The 22570-nt window shown below is 72.3% G+C and carries 25 protein-coding genes; 10 read left to right on the top strand and 15 right to left on the bottom strand.

Annotated features, from left to right (window positions below):
- Positions 1-2 precede the first annotated feature (2 nt).
- Both HAV39_RS32665 and HAV39_RS32660 read left to right on the top strand, forming a co-directional pair.
- Complete coding sequence (locus tag HAV39_RS32665; RefSeq protein WP_191843033.1) at positions 3-428, top strand: FMN-binding protein; 426 nt, start codon at positions 3-5, stop codon at positions 426-428.
- Positions 425-1186, top strand: a complete 762-nt coding sequence (locus HAV39_RS32660; protein WP_203736326.1) for an FAD:protein FMN transferase — start codon at positions 425-427, stop codon at positions 1184-1186. Before HAV39_RS32665 ends, HAV39_RS32660 begins: the two co-directional genes overlap by 4 nt.
- An 89-nt stretch (positions 1187-1275) precedes the next feature.
- Here the strand turns inward: HAV39_RS32660 and HAV39_RS32655 are convergent, their stop codons facing one another.
- Positions 1276-1857 (bottom strand): hypothetical protein, encoded by a 582-nt coding sequence (locus HAV39_RS32655; protein ID WP_191843032.1) that lies wholly within the window; start codon positions 1855-1857, stop codon positions 1276-1278.
- A 160-nt stretch (positions 1858-2017) separates the two neighbouring features.
- Between HAV39_RS32655 and HAV39_RS32650 the strand changes: the two genes are divergently transcribed.
- Positions 2018-2635 carry a hypothetical protein gene (locus HAV39_RS32650; protein WP_191843031.1) on the top strand — a complete coding sequence of 206 codons (618 nt, stop codon included), beginning with the start codon at positions 2018-2020 and terminating at the stop codon, positions 2633-2635.
- A gap of 5 nt (positions 2636-2640) precedes the next feature.
- Here HAV39_RS32650 and HAV39_RS32645 read toward each other — a convergent pair whose 3' ends face one another.
- The 4 genes from HAV39_RS32645 to HAV39_RS32630 form a co-directional block, all read right to left on the bottom strand.
- A complete protein-coding gene (locus HAV39_RS32645; protein ID WP_155368639.1) occupies positions 2641-3093 on the bottom strand; it encodes an Lrp/AsnC family transcriptional regulator in 453 nt (150 codons plus the stop codon).
- A gap of 10 nt (positions 3094-3103) precedes the next feature.
- Positions 3104-4156: a zinc-dependent alcohol dehydrogenase family protein gene (locus HAV39_RS32640; RefSeq protein WP_191843030.1), complete on the bottom strand. Its 1053-nt coding sequence runs from the start codon at positions 4154-4156 to the stop codon at positions 3104-3106.
- A gap of 82 nt (positions 4157-4238) precedes the next feature.
- Complete coding sequence (locus HAV39_RS32635; protein ID WP_191843029.1) at positions 4239-5228, bottom strand: quinone oxidoreductase family protein; 990 nt, start codon at positions 5226-5228, stop codon at positions 4239-4241.
- 84 nt (positions 5229-5312) lie between these two features.
- Positions 5313-5675 (bottom strand): VOC family protein, encoded by a 363-nt coding sequence (locus HAV39_RS32630; protein ID WP_191843028.1) that lies wholly within the window; start codon positions 5673-5675, stop codon positions 5313-5315.
- Positions 5676-5821: 146 nt separating this feature from the next.
- On the opposite strand from HAV39_RS32630, the gene HAV39_RS32625 reads away from it, so the two are divergent.
- Positions 5822-6883, top strand: coding sequence for a LacI family DNA-binding transcriptional regulator (locus HAV39_RS32625; protein WP_191843027.1), 1062 nt, complete (start codon positions 5822-5824; stop codon positions 6881-6883).
- A gap of 50 nt (positions 6884-6933) precedes the next feature.
- On the opposite strand, the gene HAV39_RS32620 is transcribed toward HAV39_RS32625, so the two are convergent.
- Both HAV39_RS32620 and HAV39_RS32615 read right to left on the bottom strand, forming a co-directional pair.
- Positions 6934-7797, bottom strand: a complete 864-nt coding sequence (locus tag HAV39_RS32620; RefSeq protein WP_191843026.1) for an ATP-grasp domain-containing protein — start codon at positions 7795-7797, stop codon at positions 6934-6936.
- A 44-nt stretch (positions 7798-7841) separates the two neighbouring features.
- A complete protein-coding gene (locus tag HAV39_RS32615; protein ID WP_191843025.1) occupies positions 7842-9248 on the bottom strand; it encodes an aminopeptidase P family protein in 1407 nt (468 codons plus the stop codon).
- A 113-nt stretch (positions 9249-9361) separates the two neighbouring features.
- Here HAV39_RS32615 and HAV39_RS32610 point away from each other — a divergent pair, with 113 nt between their 5' ends.
- Complete coding sequence (locus HAV39_RS32610; protein ID WP_191843024.1) at positions 9362-9787, top strand: hypothetical protein; 426 nt, start codon at positions 9362-9364, stop codon at positions 9785-9787.
- 48 nt (positions 9788-9835) lie between these two features.
- On the opposite strand, the gene HAV39_RS32605 is transcribed toward HAV39_RS32610, so the two are convergent.
- The 5 genes from HAV39_RS32605 to HAV39_RS32585 all read right to left on the bottom strand — a co-directional run bounded on the left by HAV39_RS32605 (position 9836) and on the right by HAV39_RS32585 (position 15051).
- On the bottom strand, positions 9836-10735 hold the full coding sequence (locus HAV39_RS32605) for a carbohydrate ABC transporter permease (RefSeq protein ID WP_191843023.1): 900 nt from the start codon (positions 10733-10735) through the stop codon (positions 9836-9838).
- A complete protein-coding gene (locus HAV39_RS32600) occupies positions 10732-11628 on the bottom strand; it encodes a carbohydrate ABC transporter permease (RefSeq protein ID WP_191843022.1) in 897 nt (298 codons plus the stop codon). The genes HAV39_RS32605 and HAV39_RS32600 overlap by 4 nt, the downstream gene beginning before the upstream one ends.
- A gap of 67 nt (positions 11629-11695) precedes the next feature.
- Positions 11696-12961 carry an ABC transporter substrate-binding protein gene (locus HAV39_RS32595; protein WP_191843021.1) on the bottom strand — a complete coding sequence of 422 codons (1266 nt, stop codon included), beginning with the start codon at positions 12959-12961 and terminating at the stop codon, positions 11696-11698.
- A 187-nt stretch (positions 12962-13148) separates the two neighbouring features.
- Positions 13149-13718, bottom strand: coding sequence for a hypothetical protein (locus tag HAV39_RS32590; RefSeq protein ID WP_191843020.1), 570 nt, complete (start codon positions 13716-13718; stop codon positions 13149-13151).
- 151 nt (positions 13719-13869) lie between these two features.
- Positions 13870-15051 (bottom strand): ROK family protein, encoded by a 1182-nt coding sequence (locus tag HAV39_RS32585; RefSeq protein ID WP_308440883.1) that lies wholly within the window; start codon positions 15049-15051, stop codon positions 13870-13872.
- Between the two features lie 97 nt (positions 15052-15148).
- Here HAV39_RS32585 and xylA point away from each other — a divergent pair, with 97 nt between their 5' ends.
- The 3 genes from xylA to HAV39_RS32570 all read left to right on the top strand — a co-directional run bounded on the left by xylA (position 15149) and on the right by HAV39_RS32570 (position 18445).
- Entirely contained in the window at positions 15149-16333 is a 1185-nt protein-coding gene (xylA, locus tag HAV39_RS32580; protein ID WP_191843018.1) for a xylose isomerase, read from the top strand.
- A 192-nt stretch (positions 16334-16525) separates the two neighbouring features.
- Positions 16526-17764 carry an MFS transporter gene (locus HAV39_RS32575; protein WP_239120674.1) on the top strand — a complete coding sequence of 413 codons (1239 nt, stop codon included), beginning with the start codon at positions 16526-16528 and terminating at the stop codon, positions 17762-17764.
- A 15-nt stretch (positions 17765-17779) separates the two neighbouring features.
- Positions 17780-18445, top strand: coding sequence for a class I SAM-dependent DNA methyltransferase (locus tag HAV39_RS32570; protein WP_191843017.1), 666 nt, complete (start codon positions 17780-17782; stop codon positions 18443-18445).
- Positions 18446-18549: 104 nt separating this feature from the next.
- Here HAV39_RS32570 and HAV39_RS32565 read toward each other — a convergent pair whose 3' ends face one another.
- On the bottom strand, positions 18550-18984 hold the full coding sequence (locus HAV39_RS32565) for a DoxX family protein (protein WP_191843016.1): 435 nt from the start codon (positions 18982-18984) through the stop codon (positions 18550-18552).
- Between the two features lie 216 nt (positions 18985-19200).
- On the opposite strand from HAV39_RS32565, the gene HAV39_RS32560 reads away from it, so the two are divergent.
- On the top strand, positions 19201-19449 hold the full coding sequence (locus tag HAV39_RS32560; protein WP_191843015.1) for a hypothetical protein: 249 nt from the start codon (positions 19201-19203) through the stop codon (positions 19447-19449).
- A 1-nt stretch (position 19450) separates the two neighbouring features.
- Here the strand turns inward: HAV39_RS32560 and HAV39_RS32555 are convergent, their stop codons facing one another.
- On the bottom strand, positions 19451-20698 hold the full coding sequence (locus HAV39_RS32555; RefSeq protein WP_191843014.1) for an MFS transporter: 1248 nt from the start codon (positions 20696-20698) through the stop codon (positions 19451-19453).
- Between the two features lie 21 nt (positions 20699-20719).
- Positions 20720-21292, bottom strand: coding sequence for a winged helix-turn-helix domain-containing protein (locus HAV39_RS32550; protein ID WP_191843013.1), 573 nt, complete (start codon positions 21290-21292; stop codon positions 20720-20722).
- A 263-nt stretch (positions 21293-21555) separates the two neighbouring features.
- Here HAV39_RS32550 and HAV39_RS32545 point away from each other — a divergent pair.
- Positions 21556-22570, top strand: a 1015-nt coding sequence (locus HAV39_RS32545; RefSeq protein ID WP_425321556.1) for a M4 family metallopeptidase, incomplete at its 3' end; no start/stop codon positions are given.

Here is a 22570-nt window from a genome sequence, read left to right as displayed (position 1 = left end):
CGATGCGTAAGATCACATTTTTCCTGCTGGCCACGATCGCGGGCCTGGTCGGGCTGTTCAGCTACCGCACCAGCCTCGGCGAGGCGGTGCCGCAGGCCGGGCCTGCCGGCGCGGCGCCGCCCGCGCCGCCGCCCGCCGCGATCGTCGACGGGCGCGTCGTCGACGGCGACGCCGTGGTCACGGACTACGGCACCGTGCAGGTCCGGGTCACGTTCGCCGGCGGGCGCATCGCCGACGTGGCGGTCCTGCAGAAGCACACGGTGCACGAGCATTCGCTGGTGCTGAACGAGCTCGCCCTGCCGCGGCTGCGGGAGCAGGTGCTCGACGCGCAGTCGGCCGAGGTCGACACCGTCTCCGGCGCCACCGCCACCAGCCGGGCCTACCTGGACTCGCTGCAGTCCGCGATCGACCGGGCGCACGTCCGGTGAGCGTGCTCACGCCGCCGCGCCGGGCCTGGGTCGAGCAGGTCATGGGGATGCCGGTGAGCCTGCACCTGCGCGGGCCCGGTCTGGACTCGGCACCCGTCCAGCGGTCCGTCGACGCCGTGTTCGCGCTGCTGCGCGAGGCCGACGCGGTGTTCAGCACGTACCGGGCGGACAGCGCGGTGAGCCGGATCAACCGGGGTGAGCTGACCGTCGCCGACGCGCATCCGTGGGTGGCCGAGGTGGCGCGGCTGTGCGACGAGGCCCGCGTGCGCACCGGCGGATGGTTCGACGCGCGGCTGCCCGGCCCCGGCGGCGAGCGGTCGTGGGACCCGTCCGGGCTGGTCAAGGGATGGGCTGTGGAGCGGGCGGCGAGACTGCTGTCCGGTGCGGACTGCTGCCTCAACGCCGGTGGTGACGTGATCGTGTCGACCGCGGCCGGGCACCCGCCGTGGCGCGTCGGCGTGGAGGATCCGCTGCGGCCGTCACGGCTGGCCGAGGTGGTGACCCTGGCGTCGGGCGCGGTCGCCACCTCCGGGACGGCGCGGCGCGGCGCGCACATCGTCGACCCGTACCGCGGGTCGCCCACGGCCGAGGTGGCGGGGGTGACCGTGACCGGGCCGTCGCTGCTGTGGGCCGACGTGTACGCGACCGCGGCCGCCGCCCGGGGCGTCACCGGCCTGGACCTGCTGCGCGGGACCGGCTACCGGGGGCTGCTGATCGGCCGGGACGGGCGCACCCGGGCCACCCGCGGGTGGTTCTGATCATGGGCCCCGGCGCCGGATGTCCACGAGCCGGAATCCGCGCCTGGCGGCCGGACACGGGGTAGGCGGGGCTGCCGCTGGCGAACCCGCTACGCATCGGCCGGGCCCGGTTGCCCGGATGCCGGCCGATCGGTCGCCGCGCGGGCGTGCAGGCGGCCCGGGCGGGTCCCTCCTTCGGGATGGTCGCCGAGCGTGCCGCCGAGGTAGAACGGCAGTTCCGCCAGAGCGGGCCCCACGGACCGACGGATCGCGTTCACCAGGGCCAGCTGTGCCGCAGCCGCCGGACGCGACGCCTCGTTCAGAACATCGTCGGCGACGGGATCCGTGACGGGATCCCGGCTGGACACCACGTCGAGGAAGCCGCCGACGGCGTCCCCGAACGCATCGATCGCCCGCGCCACGCCCAGCGGTGCGACCAGGCTCGCCGTGGTGAGGGCGGCGCTCCAAGCCGCCCAGTCGAAGACGACCGGCAAGCGGGCCGAGTGCCCCTGCCGCAGTGCCATCATGAACCGGGCATACTGCGAGAACAGTTCCTCGTACGCGCGCAGTTGCTTGTCGCGTAGCCAATGACGATCCTGGGCCCGGCGAGTTACCACCCCGCCGACCAGAACACCGAGCGTCGCCGACAGCGCGCCCCCGAGCGTCGTAATGATCACTGTCAGCGTGTCCACGCCCCGAAGTCTGGCAGCGTCACGTGGAAGGAGCCAGATACCCTGCCCAGGACCCCACGGACCACCTGGGGCCGCGAACGCTAACGGTGTGCTAACACCACATCGGACAGAATCCCCACGGGTGACCGCGTCCCGCGGTCGGGAGCGAAACGGTGGTGACATGGCCGACCCGGCGACGGGCACGACGACCAACCTGCATCTCGGCGCGCTCGCCTGGGCCTCCGCCTCGGCGGCGCGGCGCCTGCTGTACCCGTTCTTCGCGGGAGTGGCCGGCATCGGCGGCGCAGTGATCTTCGCGGCGATCGGCTGGACGCTCGTCGGGGTGGTGCAGCCCTCCGATCAGGACGCCGTGCTGCGGTACTGGCTGTGGCACCTGGCCGCGGCGGCGTTGCTGCCGGCCGGCCTGGGCATGCTGTCGGTGCAGCTGTTCCATCAGGTCGGCGGCGGCACGGGCGCCGAGCGGGCCTGGCTGGTGGTGGCGCAGGCCTGCGCCGCCCTCGCGCCGCTGCCCGGCCTGCTGCTGATGGTCGCCCGGCCGCTGCTGTTCCAGGGCTACGACGTGCACGAGCGCTGGGGCCTGCCGGTGCTGCTGGCCGGCGTGCTGGCGTTCGCGGGCGCGGTCGCTGCCGCCGTCCGCCATGTGCGCCGGGTGCCGCCCCGCCAGCGGCCCACCGTGGCCCGGCTCGCCGTCGGCGTGACCGCCACGACGACCGGGCTGGCCGCCATCGCGCTCACCGCGCTGTTCCTGCCCGCGCCGCTGCCGTGCTGCCCCTGGTAGGCGGCTCAGTCGGCCAGGTGGATGCGGGGTGCGCGCTGCTCGAACGGGGTGGACAGCACCACGGTCGTGCGCGTGGTGACGTTGGCCGAGGTGCGGATCTCCTGCAGCAGGCGCTCCAGGTCGACCGGTGACGCGACGCGTACCAGCAGGATGTAGAAGTCCTCCCCGGCCACCGAGAAGCACGACTCGATCTCGGACAGGTGCGCCAGGCGCTCGGGGGCATCGTCGGGCTGCGCCGGGTCGAACGGGCGGATCGCCACGAACGCGGTCAGCGGCAGGCCGATCGCGTTGTAGTCGACCCGCGCGCCGTACCCGGTGATCACGCCGCGCTGCTCCAGCCTGCGTACCCGCTGGTGGACGGCGGACACGGACAGCCCGACCTTCTCGGCCAGGTCCGTGTACGACATGCGCCCGTCAGCGGTCAGGGCCGAAACGATGGCCTGGTCGGTCTCTTCCACGGCGCTCAAGCTACACCGACCCACCGTTCGGGCGCACCAGCACTTTCAGCGCCTTCCGATCGTTCATCGCGGCATATCCGCCCGGCACCCCGTCGAGCCCGACGGAGGAGTCGAAGACCGGCGACGGGTCCAGCATCCCGGCCAGCACGTCTGCCAGCAGCTCCGGAATGTACGCGCGGGCGGGCGCGACGCCGCCGCGCAAGGCCACGTTGCGGCCGAACATGTCGCCGATGTCGACGCCGGCCGAGCCGCCGTGCGGGACCCCGACGAAACCGACCGCGCCGCCGTCGCGGGCCACCCCGATCGCGGTACGCATCGACTGCTCGGTGCCGACCGCCTCGATGACCGCGTGCGCGCCCTGGCCGCCGGTCAGCTCGCGCACCACGACGACGGCCTCGTCACCGCGCTCGGGCACCACGTCGGTCGCGCCGAACCGCCTGGCCAGCGCGGTGCGGGCGTCGTGGCGGCCCAGCGCGATGATGCGCTCGGCGCCCAGCCGGTGCGCGGCGAGCACGCCGCACAGGCCGACCGCGCCGTCGCCGACCACGGCGACCGTGCCGCCCTTGCGCACCCCGGCGGCGAGCGCGGCGTGGTGGCCGGTCGACATCACATCGGACAGCGCGAGGATCTTGACAAGTTCCGCGTCGTCGAGCCCGGACGGCAGCTTGACCAGGGTGCCGTCGGCGTACGGAACCCGCACCGCCTGGCCCTGGCCGCCGTCGGAGCCCGGCTGGCCCCAGAAGCCGCCGACCGGGCAGGAGGTGTGCAGGCCCTCCCGGCAGAACTGGCAGGTGCCGTCGGACCACACGAACGGGGCCACCACCGTGTCACCGGGCTTGACGCCGGTGACGTCCGCACCCGCGGACTCGACGACGCCCAGGAACTCGTGGCCGATGCGCTGTCCCGGCTCCCGCTTGGCGACGCCCTGGTAGGCCCACAGGTCGCTGCCGCAGATGCAGGCGTGCGTCACCCGGACCACGGCGTCGGTCGGGTGCACCAGGACCGGATCGGGCACGTCCTCGATCCGCACGTCGTGCGGGCCGTAGATCACCGTTGCGCGCATGTGATCATCGTAGTCGCGGCGGTCCGTCCCGGTCACCGGGATGCCCCGCGGCGCGCGGCTGCCGGAGCGGGCGCACGGCCGGTCAGACCGCGAGCAGGACCCGGCCGAACGGGTGGCCCTCGGCGAGCAGCTGCTGCGCCGCGGCCGCCTGCGCGAGCCCGAACACCTGCGCCACCGCCGGGTGCAGGTGCCCGGCGGCGAGCCGGGCGAGCAGCGCGGTGTTCGCCGCGTTCACCTGCTCGGGCGTGAACAGTGCGAACCGGAACCCGTGGATGTGGGCGTTTTTCCAGATCAAGTCGGTGACGTTGATGTCGGCGTGGGTGCCGGCGGCGTACCCGATGCTGATCAGCGTGCCGTCGACGGCCAGGCAGCCGAGGGCCTCCCCGGTGAGCTGCCCGCCGACGCCGTCGAGGACGACGTCGACGCCCCTGCCGCCGGTGAGCCGGGCGACACCGTCGCGCAGCGACTCCTGGGACAGGTCGATCACCTCGTACCCGGCGGCGCGGCCTTGTTCGGCCTTGTCGGTGCCGGTGGCGGTGGTGATCGCGTGGGCCGCGCCGAGCACCCGGGCGACCTCGACGCCGCCCTGCCCGACAGCACCGCCGACGCCGGGCGCGAGCACGGACTGCCCGGGCCGGAACGCGGCCAGCTCGGTCAGCGCGAGATAGGCGGTCAGATAACCCGCCCCGGTGGTCAGCGCGGCGGCGGCCTCGTCATCGACGGCATCGGGCACGGCGACCAGGTTCGCCGGGTCGACGGCGACGTACTCGGCCCAGCAGCCGTCGGCGCTGACGCCGTAGCGGCCGCCGCTCACGACGACGCGTGCGCCCCGGGGGAGGCCGGACGCGCCGGGTTGCTCGACGACGCCGGTCCCGGTGCCGCCGGGGCGGATCGGTAGCGGCTTGTGCAGGGCCGGAGCCAGGTGGCCGGCGCGCACCGTCTCGTCCAGTGGGCTGACCCCTGCGATCGTCATCCGGACCAGTGCCTGCCCGTCCGCGACGGGCGGCAGTGGCGCCTCGACGAGGTCGAGCACGTCGTAGCCGCCGAAGTGGTCGTACTCGATCGCGCGCACGGCATGCCCCCCGCCGGATGTCCGCTGGCCAGTCGCTTCATTATCCCAGCGTGCGGCGGCTGCGAAGACCGGATCGGACAAGGCTCAGTGGCGCTCGCGGAGCAGGCAGAACTCGTTGCCCTCGGGGTCGGTGTACACGGTCAGGTCCTCCTGCTCGCGGACCAGCGTCGCACCGGCGGCGACGATCGCGGCCCGCTCCTCGTCGTCGGCCACGATGTCGAGATGGATGCGACCGGCCGGGAGCAGGTCGACCGCCTGCGCGAGCCACACGTCCGGTTCGGTGCCCGACGGATCGTGCAGCAGCACCGACTCGCGCTCGGCCAGGCTGCGCTCGGCGAGTTTGACGACGTCCTCCTCGTGCACGGGCAGGCCGGTGACCAGGCTCCAGAAGGGCGCCATCAGGTACGGGTCGCGGCAGTGGATGACGACGGAGGAGATGTACGGCATGGCGGTCACCCTAGCCGGGTAGGCGGTTCCCGCCGACCGGATACCCGAGCGGTCTTGACATCGCAGCCTCGCGGCCGCCTACCGTGTGTAGCCGCCACCGGTCCGGTACCGGTACCGCGAGACGGCGTGGTTTCTCGGAGGTCTACATGCGCGTGACGATCGCCGACGTCGCCCGGCTGGCCGGGGTGAGCAAGGCGACGGTGTCGCGGGTGCTCAACGGCCGGCCCGACGTCGACCGGGCCACCCAGGCCCGCATCGAGGAGATCATGGCGGAGACCGGGTACGTGCCCAGTTCCCGCGCCGTCGACCTGGCCCGCGGGCGGACCCGCACGGTCGGCGTGCTCGCCCCGACGCTGCGCACGCCGTGGATGCCGGAGCTGCTGCAGGGCGTCGCCGACGTGGTGGAGCCGTCCGGCTACGGCCTGCTGCTGCACTCGGCGGCGGGCGGGGCCCCGGCGCTGGAGCGCTTCGCGGCGAACGTACGCGGCCACGCCGTCGACGGCGTGCTCGCGATCGACCCCGGCATGGCCCTGGAGCACCTGCGTGACCTGCACCGGCAGGGTCTGCCCGTGGTCGTGGTCAACACCGGCGGCTCCCGCGTGCCGCTGCCCTCGGTCGGCGCGGACTACGCCGACGGCGGGCGGCGGGCGGCGGAACTGCTGCTGGCCGCGGGCCGCCTGCGCCTCGCCATGATCACAGGACCCGTCGAGGAGCATTCCGGCGCCGCCTGCGCCGACGGCTTCGCCGACCGGCTGACCGGCACCGGCGCGGTGCTGCGGGCCAGCCACGTGACCGAGGCCGACGGCACCGAGCAGGGCGGCTACGACGCGGTGCAGCGGCTGCTGCGGGCGCGGCTGTTCTTCGACGGCCTGTTTGCGCACGGTGACCTGATGGCGGCGGGCGCGCTGCGAGCCCTGCAGGAGGCGGGGCGGCAGGTGCCGGGCGAGGTCGCCGTGGTCGGCTTCGGCGACCTCCCGCCCGCCGCGTACACCCTGCCGCCGCTGACCACGGTCCGGGTGCCGTGGGCGGAGATGGGCGCGGCCGCCGCGCGGGCGCTCATCGATCGCCTGCGCGGCGAGCCCGTCGCCGACGACCCGGTGGACTTCGAGACGTCCCTGGTCAGCAGGGGTAGCACGCCCGCGGTGGGACGCATCCCCGGGCAGCGCAGCCGGCGAACGGCACGGTCCGCGGAGCTGCCCGCCTTCTGAGCACCGGCACCGGTCACGGAACCGGTACCGGAGCTGTGAGCTGCGAGGACTCAGTCCAGGTGGCCGAGGACGGCCGACGGATCGATCGTGGTCGGCAGATCGCTGACCTGACCGTCGCCGAGTTCGACCACGCGCCAGGTCCCGTCGTCACGCAGCGCGACATCGGTGGTGACGAACGGATGCCCGAACGCGGCCACCAGCGGGGCGATCGCCGTCAGGTCGGGCTCGCTCACCAGGTCCGGCGTGTCCGGGTGCGGACCGGCCAGCACCGGCTCACCGCGCACCCACCAGACCCGGGCCTCCACGGTGCGGCCGTCGCGCTGCGCGAAGCGCTCGAACCGGCGCACCACGACGCCGCCCTGCAGCGAGTCCTCCTGCAGCTCGACCATGCGGGCCACCACCCGGTGCGCGTGTCCGACGTCGGCCAGGTCGGGGATGAAGCAGGCCTCGGCCCACTCGTACTTGCGGGACTTGACGTAGTCCTTGACCACCGCGGGTCCACCGCCGAGCGGCGCGACCAGCGCGGCGACCTGGTCCACGGTGGGCGGTTCGCCCGGCTGCCACGGCGTCCACACGCTCTCCGGCGTGACCGAGGCCAGGGTGGCGTGCCAGCCCGGCAGCTCGTGGGCACTGCGGTAGGCGGACGCGGAGACGCGCAGGCGCACGCCGCGCCCGGCGAGCGTGTCGGCCAGGTCGGCGTAGTGGCCGGTGGGGACCATCCAACCGCGATACCAGACGTCGCCCAGGTCGCGCGGGACGCGGCGGACCGCAGTGGTGAGGTCCCCGGCCAGCAGGGCGTCATGGTCGAGCAGGGCCACGACGCCCCCGGCGTCCCGCACCGCCCGCGCCTGCGCGGCGAAGTGCGGGTCGGTGCGGGTCGGGGCGAGCGGGTCGGCGCAGAACACCACGGTCATGAGCGGCGAGCCTAACCGAGCCGGCTCAACCGCGCAGCGCCGTTTCAGGAGGCCAGTCGGTGCATCCAGGACTCGACGTCGGCGGCGGTGCGCGGCAGGTCGTCGGACAGCATCCGGTAGCCGGTCTCGGTGATCAGCAGGTCCTCCTCGATCCGGAAGCCCATGCCGCGCAGCTCGGCCGGGATCAGCCCGTCGTCGGGCTGGAAGTAGATGCCCGGCTCCACGGTGAGCACGTGGCCCGGGGTCAGCGTGCCGTCGAGGTAGTGGTCGGCCCGCGCCGCGGCGCAGTCGTGCACGTCCAGGCCGAGCATGTGCCCCGAGCCGCACAGCGTCCAGCGCCGGTACAGCCCGCTGTCCTCGTCAAGGGCCTGCTCCGCGGAGACCGGCAGGATGCCGAGGTCGGCCAGGCCGTAGGCGTAGACGCGCATCGCGGCGCGGTGGAAGTCGCGGTAGGCCGCGCCGGGCACCAGCGCGGCGAGCGCCGCGTCGTTGGCCCTGCGGCACAGCTCGTACAGGTCGCGCTGCAGCGGGGTGAAGTGCCCGGAGATCGGCAGCACGCGGGTGATGTCGGCGGTGTAGAGCGAGCGCGTCTCCACCCCCGCGTCGAGCAGCAGCAGGTCGCCGTCGCGGACCGGGCCGTCGTTGTCGATCCAGTGCAGCGTCGCGGCGTGCGCCCCGGCGGCGACGATCGAGTGGTAGCCGACCTCGTTGCCCTCCAACCGGGCGCGCTGCCAGAACACGCCCTCCAGCAGCCGTTCCGAGGTCGCCTTGGCCTGCGGCAGCGCGCGCACGACGTCCTCGAAGCCGCGCGTGGTGATCGCGACGGCCTCCTCCAGCTGCGCGATCTCCCAGGCGTCCTTGACCAGCCGGAGTTCCGCGAGCACGGCCTTCAGCTCGGCGTCACCGTCGACCGGGGCGACGGCGGCGTCGACCTCGGTGTCCAGGCCGCGCAGCACCAGCGTCGGGGTGTCCGGCTTCAGCGCGGCGGCCAGCTCGTCGCGGTGGCGGGTGGTCACCCCGAGCGCGCGGGTGCTCTCCCCCAGCGTCGGGCGGCGACCGGCCCACAGCTCGCCGTAGCGGCGGTCGCGGAAGAACTCGCCGTCGTCCCGGGCCGAGCGCGGACGCAGGAAGAGGGTGCTGTCGCCGTCCGGCTCGACGACCACGACGCCGTCGCTGGACTGGTCGCCGGTGAGCCACACGTATGCCGAGTGCGCGCGGAACCGGTAGTCCTGGTCGTTCGAGCGGGACTTGAAGGTGCCCGCCGGGACGACGATGCGATGGCCGGGGAACGCCTGGTGCAGCCGCGCACGTCGGGCCGGCGTCCAGGCGGCGACCTCCGCCCGCGGCAGGTCGTGGTGCTCGGAGTCGAGCCAGCCCGTGCGCATGAACTCGTCGAGTGCCGCCGACACGGGCAGGTCGTGGCTACCGGTGTGGAACTTCTGCTCGGCCATGCCGAGGACAGTACCGTACCCCCATCAGCTCCTTACACCCCCGAAAGGAAGGCACCTTCCTGACACGTTCCGTGGGGCAGGCTGGGAGGCGCGGCGTCGTCTAGACTCCGGGCATGTCGACTGGAATCGATGCCGCGCACACGGGTGCGGCGACCGGCCCGGACCGCATCGCGAGCCGGGCGCAGTTCGCGCTCGCGGGGGTGTACTTCCTGGCCGTCGCCGTGGCGCTGGCCCGGGCGGCCCAGTTCTCCGGCCGGCTCTACCTCCCGCACCAGGGCGACGAATTCACCGGCAACGCCGACCTGTGGCCGGGCGCGCTCGCCGTGGTCTGGCTCGCACTCATGATCGTGATGAGCTCCGTGCCGCTGCTGTCCGGCCTGATGGCGCTGTTCGCGCTCGCCCAGCTCGCCAGTGCCCGGGTGCGCGCCGATCGCCGCCGCAGGCGGACGCTGCTGGCGAGCACCGTGCTGTCGGCGCTCGTCGTCGCGGCGTCGTTCACTCCGCAGGCCCAGACGGTGCTCGGCTGGCTGCTCGACTGACATCGGAACAGGTTGCGGGACGCCCGCGCCGGGCGCCCCGCAACCGGGTCAGCTCTTGACCGAGCCCGCCATCATGCCGCCGATGAACCAGCGCCCCAGCAGGACGTACACCAGCAGCGTCGGCAACGACGTGATCAGCGCACCGGCCATGGCCGCCGCGTAGTCCGGCGACTGCGCCCCGGCCAGGGCGTTGAGCGCGATGGTGATCGGCCCGTTGCGCGTGTTCGACAGGAAGATCGCGAACAGGTAGTCGTTCCAGGACGAGGTGAACTGCCAGATGACGGTCACCACGAAGCCCGGGATCGACACCGGCAGGATCAGCGAACGGAACGTGCGCAGCAACCCGGCCCCGTCCATCTGCGCCGCCTCGATCAGCTCCTCCGGGATGATCGTCGCGTAGTAGTTGCGGAAGATCAGCGTGCAGATCGGGATGCCGTACACCGTGTGCACCAGGACCAGCGTGGGGATGCCCGGCGCGACGCCCAGCCAGGACACCACGTCGCGCAGCGGGATCATGACCGCCTGGTACGGGATGAACATGCCGAACAGGATCAGCGTGAACACCACGTCCGCGCCGGGGAAGCGCCAGCGGGACAGCACGAACCCGTTGGCCGCCCCGATCAGCGACGAGATCAGCGCGACGGGGATCGCCAGCTGGAACGTGCGGCCGAACGACGGGCCCAGCGCGGTCCACGCCTTCTCCCAGGACGCGAAGGTCCACGTCTCGGGCAGGTTCCACTGCCCGTTGACGCCGATCTCCCGGCCCGACTTGAAGCTCGTCACGACCAGCACGTACAGCGGCATCAGCACGATGAGCACGAACAGCACCAGCAGCCCGTAGCGGATGGTGCGGGCCACCGGCCTGGGCAGGCCCTGGCGCGGCGCGGGGCCGCCCCGGCGCGGGGCGGTGGCGGCGGGCGCGGTGGCGGCGACGGTCTCGGTGCTCATGAGCGCTTCTCCGAGCGGTTGACGTGGATCAGGTACGGCACGACCACCACGGCGACGATCAGCAGCAGGAACACCGAGATCGCGGCGGCCTTCGCGTAGTCGCGGGTGAGCAGGGTCTGCCAGACGTAGACGGCCGGCACCTCGGTCAGCCACTGCGCCCCGGACACCGACATGATCAGGTCGAACATCTTCATCGACATGTGCCCGGTGATGATGAGCGCCGACAGGATGGTCGGCGTCAGCTGCGGGAACAGCACCTGCCGGTACAGCTGGAAGGTGGTGGCACCGTCCACCACGGCGGCCTCGCGCAGCTCCTCGGGAATGCCGCGGAACCCCGCCAGGAACAGCGCCATCACGTATCCGGACAGCTGCCAGATCGCGGGCACCGCCATCGCGGCCATGCCCCAGTCGGGGTCGGTCCACCACGGGCTTTCCAGGAAGCCCAGCCCGAGCCCATGGAAGATCGCGTTGATGCCCCCGGCGTTGTCGCCCTGCCCGGTGTTCATCAGCCAGCGCCAGACCACGCCGGAGGCGACGAACGACACCGCCATCGGGAACAGGTAGACCGTGCGCCAGAAGCCCTCGGCCTTGGCCCGGCGCTCCAGCAGCAGCGCCCAGATCAGGCCGAGCACGATGGTGCCCGCCATGAACACGAGCGTGAAGACGACCAGGTTCTGCAGCGAGTGCGTGAAGCGGTCGTTGATGTCGCTGGTGAACAGCTTGGTGTAGTTGTCGAGCCCGACGTAGCCCTTGGCGGGCCGGGCGTTGTGGCGGTCCTGCAGGGACAGGTTGACCGTCCAGCCGATCAGGCCGTACACGAACACGGCCAGCAGGATCAGTGACGGTGAGATGAGCAGCAGCCCGGGTATCCAGGTCCGCCTCCGGTGGCGCAACGCGACCTCCTCGGTAAGGAAGGGCACCCTCCAGGTGGGAAGGTGCCCTTCGTTGCCTTGCGGCGAACTACTTCTTCGGACCGAACTCCGCCGCCGCCGACGCGAGCGCCGTCTGCAGCGCCGCGACGTCACCGTCGCTGGAGAACTTGCCCTGCGCCGAGCCGACCGCACCCTGCCAGGTCTGCGCGCAGGCGGAGCCGTGCGGGCAGCTGGGCACCTGGGTCGCGGTCTTCCAGTCGGCCATGGCGGCCTGCTGGTACGCCGGGAAGCCGTCGGTGCCGACGTCGGTGCGGGCCGGGATCGAGCCCTTCTTCTGGTTGAACGCGGCCTGGCCGGTCGCGCTGCCGACCGTCTTCAGCCAGCACTTGGTGCCGTCGGCGTTCTTCGCGCCCTTGGGCAGCACGAACGAGTCGGCCAGCCACTGGAACACGTTGCCGTTGCCCGGGAACACCGACCAGCCGTAGTCCTTGAAGCCCTTGGCGTCGAGGTCGGCCGCCTCCCAGTCACCCATCAGCTGGTACGCCGCCTTGCCGTCCATCAGCAGCTTCTCGGCGTCGGTCCAGTCGAAGGTGTCGCGGTCCTTGTTGGTGTAGGTCAGCAGCCGCTTGTAGTCGTTGATCGCCGCGGTCATCTCCGCGCCGGTCCACGGCGTGCTGCCGTTCCACAGGCCGTTGAACTTCTCCGGGCCCAGCTTGGAGATCAGCAGCGCCTCGAACAGCATCTGCTGGGTCCAGTCCTTGCCCAGGGCCAGCGGCGCGGCCACGCCCGCGGCCTTGAGCTTGTCCAGGTCGGCGAAGAAGCCGTCGAGGGTGGTGGCGTCCTTGGTGATGCCGGCCTTGGCCAGCACCGTCTTGTTGCTCCACAGCACGTTGGCGCGGTGGATGTTGGCCGGCACCGAGTAGATCTTGCCGCCGACCGTCAGGTTGTCGATGAGGCCCTTCGGGAAGGCGTTGGTCAGACCCCACTCGGTGTACTGCGCCGACAGGTCCTCGAGCTGGTCGTCGTTGATGTAGTCGGACAGTTCCGCGCCCGCGTGGGCCTGGAACGTGTCCGGCGGGTCGTTCTGCTGCAACCGCGAGGCCAGCACCTGCTTGGCGTTGCTGCCCGCGCCGCCGGCGACCGCACCGTTGAGGAACTCGTAGTCCGCACAGTCGGTCTTGAAGACGCCGACGAGGCCGTCGAGACCGGCCTTCTCGCCGCCGTCGGCCCACCAGGTGAAAACCTCCACCTTCTTGGTGCCTTCGCCGGGCTCCTCGCTGCCACTGCAGGCCACGGTGGCGAACATCGTTCCGAAAGCGACGGCCAGGGCTGCCACTCGCCTGGAAAGACGCATGCTTCCTCCATCTGGGTTTTGACATCGTTGTCTCACGCGCCCACCCAGCCTTCTCCGGCCATGTCGGAGTGTCAACGCAGGTTACCGATTTGTTGCCAGACACAACAGAATCGAGATCAGATTCTCGCCCACAGCAACGGGTGAGTGCGCACCATGGCCGGTGCCACACCCGCCGGAAGGACGGGGTTCAGCCGGCGAAGACCTGCTCGCGCTCGTGGAGCGCGGCGACCGCCGGTTCGGTGTCCGCGTCGTCGGTGACCGCGACCGCGAACGCGGCCAGGCTCACCGCGGTGAGGTCCTCGGCCAGCGCCCAGTACCGGTCGGGCAGGTTGGTCCGCTGATCGAGCGCCGCCCGCAGGTGGTAACCGCCGTACGCGCCCAGGCCCGCACCGGCCGCGCCGAGCGCCGCACCGGCCACCGCACGGCCGAGACCGCGCTCGTCGGACCAGCCGAGCAAGCCTCCGGCCAGGCCGCCGAGGGCGAGCCGGGCCAGCAACGGGCCCCGGTTGAGCCGGCTCGGGGTGCTGGGCAGTTTGTCGGCGACGAGCTCGGTCGCGGCCGTGGCCACCAGGCTCTTGCGCACGAGCGGGCTGGACAGCACCTGTCCCTGCACCATCGAGGAGAAGCCCCGGCCCTTCTTGCCCTTCTTCTTGCCGCCACGGCTCATGGCCACCGCGAGCGCGGCCAGCCCGAGCTGCGAGCGCATCCCGGTGGCCATGCCCAGCGCCAGCGGCCGCAGAACCGTGATCGCACCCATGGATACAGGCTATGCCCGCCACGGCCGCGCCGAGGGCCGGTCGGCGACCCCGCCCGGCGGCCGTTCGGCGGTTTGGCCTGTCCGCGCGGTGTCGGCGTTTCGGGACGCTTCAGCGTCCCGGAACGGGCATCGCTTCGCGCGACATCCCGACCTAGCCGGCGGGCGCCGGACGGGTGGCGAGGAAGCGGGCCGGGTCGTCGAGGATGGCCTGGGTGACCGCGCGGGCCGCGCCGACCAGGGCGGCGTCGGAGCCCAGCGCCGATGCGCGCACCTTCGCCGGGGCCCAGCGGGCGGTGATCACGCGCCGGGCCAGCTCGCGCTCGATGGCGGGCCGCAGCCAGTCGATCAGTTCGACGTAATGGCCGCCGAGCACCACCGTGCCGATGTCCAGCAGGTTCACCGCCCCGGACAGCGCCACGCCCAGCGCCGTGCCGGCGTGCTCCAGCGCGTCCAGCACCGGAGCGCTGCCCTGGCCGGCGCCGTCGACCAGGTCGGCGAGCACGGCCCCGCCGGCGCGCAGGCCCGCGGCGGCGCGGATGGCCTCCTCTCCGGCGTACTGCTCCAGGCAGCCGCGGGAGCCGCAGTGGCAGTCGGGGCCCTGCGGGTCGATGGTGACGTGGCCGATCTCACCCGCCCAGCCGTGCGAGCCGCCGAACAGCTCACCGTCGAGCACGATGCCGCCGCCGATGCCGATCTCACCCGAGACGTAGAGGAAGCTGCGCAGCCCGGTGGCGTGCCGCTCCCCCAGCGCGGCCAGGGTGGCCTCGTTGGCGACGTCCAGCGGCAGGTCGCGCGGGCCGCCCAGGTCCTCCGGCCGGGGCAGGGCGACCTGCTGCCAGCCGAGGTTGGGGGCGATCCGGATGGTGTCGCCCTCGACCAGGCCGGGGACGGCGATCACGCCGCCGGCCGGGGTCAGGCCCTGCGCCGCGACAGCGGCGACGGCCTGGTCGGCCAGCTCGCCGAGCGCCTGCCAGGTCTGCGCGGGGCTGTGCTCACGCTGGTCGAGCCGGCGCACCTGGCGATGGCGTACGGCCCCCGTCAGGTCCACCGCGCACACCGCCAGGTAGTCGACGTTGACCTCCATGCCGAGCCCGGCCGGGCCGGTGCCGGCGGGCACGATGCCGGTGCCGGGACGGCCGACGCCGGAGCGCGACACGGGCTCCAGTTCGGCGACCAGCCCCCCGACGATCAGTTCGTCGACGATGGTGGAGACGGTGGCCCGGGTCAGCCCGCTGGCCGCCGCGATCTCGGCCCGTGACGGCGGCCGGTTCGCGGCGGTGACATGGCGCAGCACCAGCGCGAGGTTGTGATCGCGCAGACTGCGTTGGCGCACCGGATCGTCTCGGCGCGGCGGGCGGGGCGGCATGGTCTTGACAATGCCACAGCCTATAAGTTCAATGGCTGAACAAACAAGATTTCAGGGAGATGACATGACGCAGCCGACTCCGGCCGACAAGTTCACGTTCGGCCTGTGGACCGTGGGATGGGCCGGCCGGGACCCGTTCGGCGACGCCACCCGCGCGGCGATCGACCCGGTCGAGACCGTGCACCGCCTCGCCGAGCTGGGCGCCTACGGTGTGACGTTCCACGACGACGACCTGATCCCGTTCGGCTCCGACGACAGCGAGCGCGAGCGGATCATCAAGCGCTTCCAGGCCGCGCTCGCCGAGACCGGCCTGGTCGTGCCGATGGCGACCACCAACCTGTTCACCCACCCGGTCTTCAAGGACGGCGGCTTCACCAGCAACGACCGCGCCGTGCGGCGGTACGCGCTGCGCAAGGTCATGCGGAACATGGACCTGGCCGCCGAGCTGGGCGCGCAGACCTACGTGCTGTGGGGCGGCCGCGAGGGCACCGAGTACGACGGCTCCAAGGACGTGCGCACCGCGCTGGAGCGCTACCGCGAGGGCCTGGACATGCTCGCGCAGTACAGCATCGACCGGGGCTACGGGCTGAAGTTCGCGCTGGAGCCCAAGCCGAACGAGCCCCGCGGCGACATCCTGCTGCCGACCATCGGCCACGCCCTCGCATTCATCGACAGCCTCGAGCACCGCGACATGGTCGGCCTCAACCCCGAGGTCGGGCACGAGCAGATGGCCGGCCTGAACTTCCTGCACGGCATCGCGCAGGCGCTGTGGCACGGCAAGCTCTTCCACATCGACCTCAACGGCCAGCGCGGCATCAAGTACGACCAGGACCTGGTCTTCGGCCACGGCGACATCGTCAACGCGTTCTTCCTGGTCGACCTGCTGGAGTTCGGCGCCGCCGACGGCGGCCGGGCCTACACCGGCCCGCGCCACTTCGACTACAAGCCCTCGCGCACCGAGGACCTCGACGGCGTCTGGGCGTCGGCGGCCGCGAACATGCGCACGTACCTGCTGCTCAAGGAGCGCGCCGCGGCGTTCCGGGCCGACCCGCGGGTCGCCGAGGCCCGTGCCGCCGCCCGCTACGACGAGCTGGCCGTGCCGACCCTGGGCGCGGGCGAGACCTACACCGAGCTGCTGGCCGACCGCTCGTCGTTCGAGGACTTCGACGTCGACGCGCAGGCCGCCAAGGGCGGTGCCTTCGTCCAGCTCAACCAACTGGCCCTGGAGCACCTCCTCGGCGTGCGCTGACCCCACCCCGGGCCGCCCCTGCGGCGGCGGCCCGGACATGATCGCCGTCTCGTGTCGGAACCCCGGGTGCCACCGCGGGTTACGACACGAGACGACGATCTTCGTCCGGCGGCCCGGCAGACCGCCCTCGCGTGACGAGGAGCACGCAAAACCGGTGCGTGGACGCCGGGCATCCGGGTTAGCCTGCCCAGCGTGCTCAACCGGATGATCAACCTGCTGCCCGCCCACCCGGCCACCCGCGCCCTGGTCTTCAGCACCCTCGCCGGGTCGACCTCCCGCGGCCTGTTCATCACGGTCAGCGTGATCTTCTTCACCCGCTCCGTGGGCCTGTCCGCCGGCCGGGTCGGGCTCGGCCTGACCATCGCCGCCGTGGTCGGGCTGCTCGCCGGGGTGCCCGCCGGGCACCTGGCCGACCGGGTCGGTCCGCGCCGGGTCATGGTGGCCTTCGGGGTGGCCCGAGCGGTTCTCATGCTGGGCTACCTGGCCGTGCACGGCTTCACCGGATTCGTCCTGGTCGCCGCCGGGGTGCAGCTGCTGGAGGCGGGCTTCGGCGCTGCGAACGGGGCGCTGATCGCCGGGTCGATCCCGCCCGAGGACCGGGTGCGCACCCGCGCCATGCTGCGCGCCGTCACCAACGTGGGCTGGGGTGTCGGCGCGCTGCTCGCCGGCGTGGCCCTCAAGTACGACACCAGGTCCGCCTACGTCACCATTCTCGTGGTCTGCGTCGCCCTGGCGCTGCTGGCGTCCTCGCTGGTCATGCGCGTGCCGCCGATCGCGGCGCAGCCCCGGCGCACCTCCGGGCCCGCCTTCGTGGTGCTGCGGGACCGCCCCTACCTCGCCCTGGCGGCGCTCAACGGCGTGCTGTGCATCCACTACGGGATGCTCAACGTGGCGGTGCCGCTCTGGGTGGTCGAACGCACCGACGCGCCGGCCTGGGTCGTCGCCGTGCTGGGGCTGCTGAACGCCACCATCGTGGTGTTGTTCCAGATCCGGGCCAGCCGGGGCACCGCCACCGCGGAAGGGGCCGGCGTCGCGCAGCGGACCTCCGGCTTCCTGCTGCTCGGCGCGTGCGTGCTCTACAGCCTCGCCGCCGGGCCCAGCGCCTGGCTCGCCACCGCCGCGCTGGTCGCCGCCGCGGTGGTGCACGTGCTCGGCGAGCTGCGCCAGGCCGCGGGATCGTGGGGCATCTCGTTCGACCTCGCGCCCGACCACGCCCAGGGGCAGTACCAGGGCATGTACGGCACGGGGTTCGCGCTGGCCGGCGTCATCGCACCTGCCCTGCTGGCGACCGTGGTGATCGGCTGGGGCTGGCCCGGTTGGCTGTTGTTCGGCCTGATCTTCGCGGCCAGCGGCGCGGCAGTCCCGGCCGCCGTGCGCTGGGCGCGCAGCACCCGTCCGCAGATCGCCACGACCGAGCCCGCTTTCGTCTAGCAGGAGTGATCCCTCATGACAGCTGCCGATACTCCGCACCGCGCGCAGGGCTGGCTCGCGGACACCAGGACCTCGTACGACACCGTGGCCGACAGCTACTCCGACCTGACCCGCGACGCGTTGGCCGCCGAGCCTCATCTGATCGCGGGACTGGGCCTGTTCGCCGACCTGGTCCGCGCGGCCGGCGCGGGGCCGGTGGCCGACGTGGGCTGCGGGCCGGGGCACATCACGGCCCACCTGCACCGGCTGGGACTCGACGTCTTCGGCATCGACCTGTCGCCCGCGATGATCGAGGTCGCCCGTCGCGAGCATCCCGGGCTGCGGTTCGAGGTCGGGTCGATGACGGATCTCGACCTCGCCGACGGCTCTGCCGCGGGCCTGCTCGCCTTCTGGTCGCTGATCCACGTCCCTGACGAAGCCGTTCCGGGCGTGCTGGGCCAGTTCCGGCGGGTGCTGCGGCCCGGCGCGCCACTGCTGGTCGGTTTCCACGTCGGCGACGAGTCGCGGCTCAAGACGCAGGGATACGGCGATCGCCCGATGCGGGTACACGTGCACTGGCGCCGCCCTGAGCGTCTCGCGGCGTGGCTGGGCGACGCCGGGTTCACCGTCACGGCCCAGTTGCTGCTCAAACTCGACCAGGCCGTGCCGGGCGCGATCCTCTACGCACGCCGCGAGCCGTAGGAAGCGGGTTCAGTCCGACAGGACCCCCACGCGGCGGCAGACAGTCGAGGTGGCCGCATGACAACGGTGCGCGGGCCGGAGGCTCCGGCCCGCGCACCGTCCGGTCAGGAGGCGGTGACCAGCGAGCCGCGCTGCTCGGGGGCACGGCGGCGCAGCAGGCCGTCGAGGGAGAAGGCGCCCGGGCCGAGCACCGCGATGGTCAGGAACGACCAGCAGAACAGGGCGGCCGCCTCGCCGCCGTTGTTCAGCGGCAGCAGGCCCTGGGTCTGGTGCACCACGAAGTAGGCGTACGCCATGGAGCCGGAGCAGAGCAGCGCGGCCGGCCGCGTCGCCAGCCCCGCGATCACCAGGATGCCGCCGGCGAGCTGGATGAGCGCCGCCCACCAGCCGGGCCAGGCGGCGAACTCGACGGCCTGGCCGGAGCCGCGGTTGCCGCCGAACACGCCGAACAGCGAGGCCGCGCCGTGGAACGCGAACAGCAGGCCGAGCACGACCCGGAACAGCGTCAGGGTCACGGCAGCAGTACGGGCAGAGGACATTGAGGTCTCCTCAGGGTGAGATCTGATGTCGTTGCCCGGACGCGTCCAAGATTAGATCGATTGATTCACACCTGGCAATGTTCGTCTCATGGAGCGAACACCGGCCGACAGGATCTTCCGCACCGACGACGGATACCTACCTGTGCGAGCGTTCGTCATGGCCGGCCGTGGCGGCCGGGCGCGCGCGTGATGGCACTGCCTGACTACCCTGCGCGCATGAACACGTTCGCCGAGCGGGAGCTCGATCCGATCCCCTTCCTCGTGCTCGGTCTCATCATGCTGGTTCTCGGCCTGGTGATGCTGTGGCGCGGCATCGGGTTGCGCCGGAAGCACCGCGGCCAGGACCCGCGTCCCGCCGGAGGGCGCGACTCCCGCGACTGGCTGCGGATCCTCATAGAGGGCCTGCTGCTGACCGGGGTGGGTCTCGCCTTCGCCGTGCACGCGGCGAGCCGCCTGCTGGGCTGAGTCACAGCCGGCGCATGCGCGGGATCGGGGAGGCGATCAGCCACAGCACACCGGCCAGGGCGCCGACGGTGGCGATCCACAGCGTCTCGCGTACGCCCAGGGCCGTGCCCAGCGCACCGCCGATGACGGCGCCGATCGGGCGGATGCCGTAGTTGATGGTGCGGTGCGCGCCGGTCACCCGGGCGCGCAGCTCGTCGGGGATGACGCCGGCCTGCAGCGACCCGCCCGCGGTGTCCAGCAGCATGACGCCGAAGCCGGACCAGAACTCGGCGCAGAACACCATCGTCAGCACCAGCCAGTGCGGCCCCTGGGCCAGCGGGATGAGGATGAGCGGGGCCGGGAACAGCAGGTAGCCGAAGACGTACAGGGGTCCGACGCCGAAGCGCTCGGCCAGCCGCCGGGCCACCGCCGCGCCGATCAGCGCGCCAACCGCCGCGAGGCCGAGGCCGAGGCCCAGCACGTCGGGGGTGACGTGCAGTTCGGTCGTGACGTACAGGATGACCAGCGCGCCGTACATGTAGTTGAACAGGTTGATGGTGGTGCTGGCGCACACGGCCGCCCGCATGACCGGGTGGCGGGCGATGAACGACAGGCCCTCGCGCAGCCCGAGACCGCGCCGGGCGCTCGGCGTCGGTTCGACGACCTCCACCCGGGCGATCATCACCGCGGAGAACAGGAACGACAGCGCGTCCAGCAGCAGCGCGAACGGTGCGCCGACCAGCCGCACCAGCAGGCCGCCCGCGCCGGCCCCGGCCACCGAGGAGAACGCTCGCGAGCCGTTGAGCAGGGCGTTCGCGGGCAGGAAGTCCTCGCGGGACACGAGCGAGACGAACAGGGTCGTGCGGCACACCTCGAACAGCACGCTGAACGTGCCGACGGTGAACGCGACCAGGTAGAGCTGGGTCATGGTGAGCGCGTCGAGCAGGTACAGCACCGGCACGGCCAGCAGCGCCACCGCGCGGGCCACGTCCGCGGCGACCATGATGGTCCGCTTGTACGGCCGGCGATCGGCCCAGCCGCCGAACAGCAGGGAGAACAGCAGGTTGGGGGCGAGCGCGGCGGCCGTCAGGTAGCCCATCTCGGCCGGGCCGGCCTGGGCGACCAGCACCGCGAACAGCGGCAGCGCCAGTTCGGTGATCTGGTCGCCGACCAGGGAGACGCTCTGGCCGGTCCAGTAGCGCCGGAACGGGGTCTGCCGTAGCAGCGGTGGCAGCCAGCGGCGGGTGGCGGGGGTGGCGGTGGCGGTCATGGGGGGTGTTCGCCTCCGAGGTCAGGGCTGGTCGATGGTGGTCACGTAGTAGCCGACGTGGACCGGCCGCGCGCCGGGCGGCCGCAGGGACGGGTCGGTCTGCCGGGCCCGGTACGCGTCGAAGAGGTCGTCGATGCGGCGGGACAGCTCGCCCAGCTCCTCGGCGGTGAGGTAGGCCAGGTCGTCGCCGGGGCCGGTGACGGCGCGCCACTGCGGCGGGTCGGCGTCGCGGCGGGCCAGCCACTGCAGGGCGCGCTCGTAGAGCCGGTGGATGACCACCCCGTCCAGCTGGTCGACGGCGGCGCGGGTCTCCGCGTCGTCGGACTCGCGGCCCCACCTGGTCGACAGCGCGGTGGCCCGCCACGGCTTCTCCCGCGCGTCGGCTCCCTCGGCCCGCTCGACCAGGCCGTACTTGGCGAGCTGGCGCAGGTGGAAGGAGCAGTTCGGCACGCTCTCCCCGAGCAGGTTCGCGGCCTGGGTGGCGGTGAGGGGGCCCTCCCGGCGCAGCAGGCCGACCAGCGACATGCGCAGCGGGTGGGCGTACGCGCGCAGGGCGAGGGGGTCGGTGAGGTCCACGGCAGGACGGTCGGTCATTTCCTAAAGATAGCTTTAGAAAGCTTCCTCTACAATCCTGCGGCATCACTCCCCCGCAGTCGCCTACCGGACAGCCCGCGCCCCGATCGACCCGAGTCGATCATTCAAGGCCGAGACAGAGCCCCTTACAGCACTCCCCAGCAGTGCTCACGAATTTTCCTCATCGACGCATAAAGATGTGAAGCACTTCCAAAGTTCTCCCACCTTCTATATATATAGCTCTCAGTGGCTACCGCCACTTTCCACTGAGTCGGGGAGGACTCGTGAAAAGAACCCTCGCTACCGGCAGCGTCGCCCTACTCGTGGGCGCCATGCTGTCGGTGTCGGCAACCTCCGGCAACGCGGCGCCCAGCACCCCGTCGGCGCCGGTCGGCGTGGCCGCCGCCGAGCGCGCCCTCGCTGAGCACCCGTCGGACGTGCGCGCCGCCGGCGGCGACGCGTACCGCATCGACCGCACGGTCAGCGACAGCAGCGGCACCCACGTGCGCTATGCCCGCACCTTCCACGGCCTGCGGGTGTACGGCGGCGACTTCGTCGTGCACACCGGTGCCAACGGCGTCTACAAGGGATCGTCGGTCGGCCTGGAGGCCCCGCTGACCCTGTCCACCACCCCGCAGATCACCGCCGCCACGGCCGCCCAGGCCGCCCGCGGCAGGTTCTCCGGCACCGTCGCCACGGTCGGCTCTCCGGACCTGTTCATCGACGCCAGCAGCGGCAAGGGCAAACTGGCCTGGGAGACCGTCGTCACCGGTATGCGGCCCGACAAGCAGACGCCCTCCGAGCTGCACGTCATCACCGACGCGGTGACCGGCGCGCACCTGGGCTCGTTCGACGAGATCAAGATGGTCAACGGCACCGGCAACAGCCTCTACTCCGGCGCTGTCACGGTCGACACGACGCTGTCGGGATCGACCTACCAGATGATCGACCCGTCGCACGGCAACGGCCGCACCTGCGACATGAACAACGGCTCCTCGACCTGCACCACGTTCACCGACGCGGACAACATCTGGGGTGACGGCACCAACGCCAACCGGCAGTCCGCCGGTGTCGACGCGCACTTCGGCGCCGCGGCGACGTTCGACTACTTCAAGAACGTGCACGGCCGCAACGGCATCTTCGGCAACGGCACCGGCGTGCCGTCGCGGGTGCACTACGGCAACGCGTACGTCAACGCGTTCTGGGACGGCGCGCAGATGACCTACGGCGACGGCTCGGGCAACAGCCGCCCGCTCGTGTCGCTGGACGTCGCGGGCCACGAGATGAGCCACGGCGTCA

Origin of the sequence: Catellatospora chokoriensis, assembly GCF_011297315.1 — a bacterium.
In the GTDB taxonomy this organism is placed as follows: Bacteria; Actinomycetota; Actinomycetes; order Mycobacteriales; family Micromonosporaceae; genus Catellatospora; species Catellatospora citrea.
Note: the sequence above shows the minus strand (reverse complement) of the source record. Positions and strands in the feature narration are given on the sequence as shown.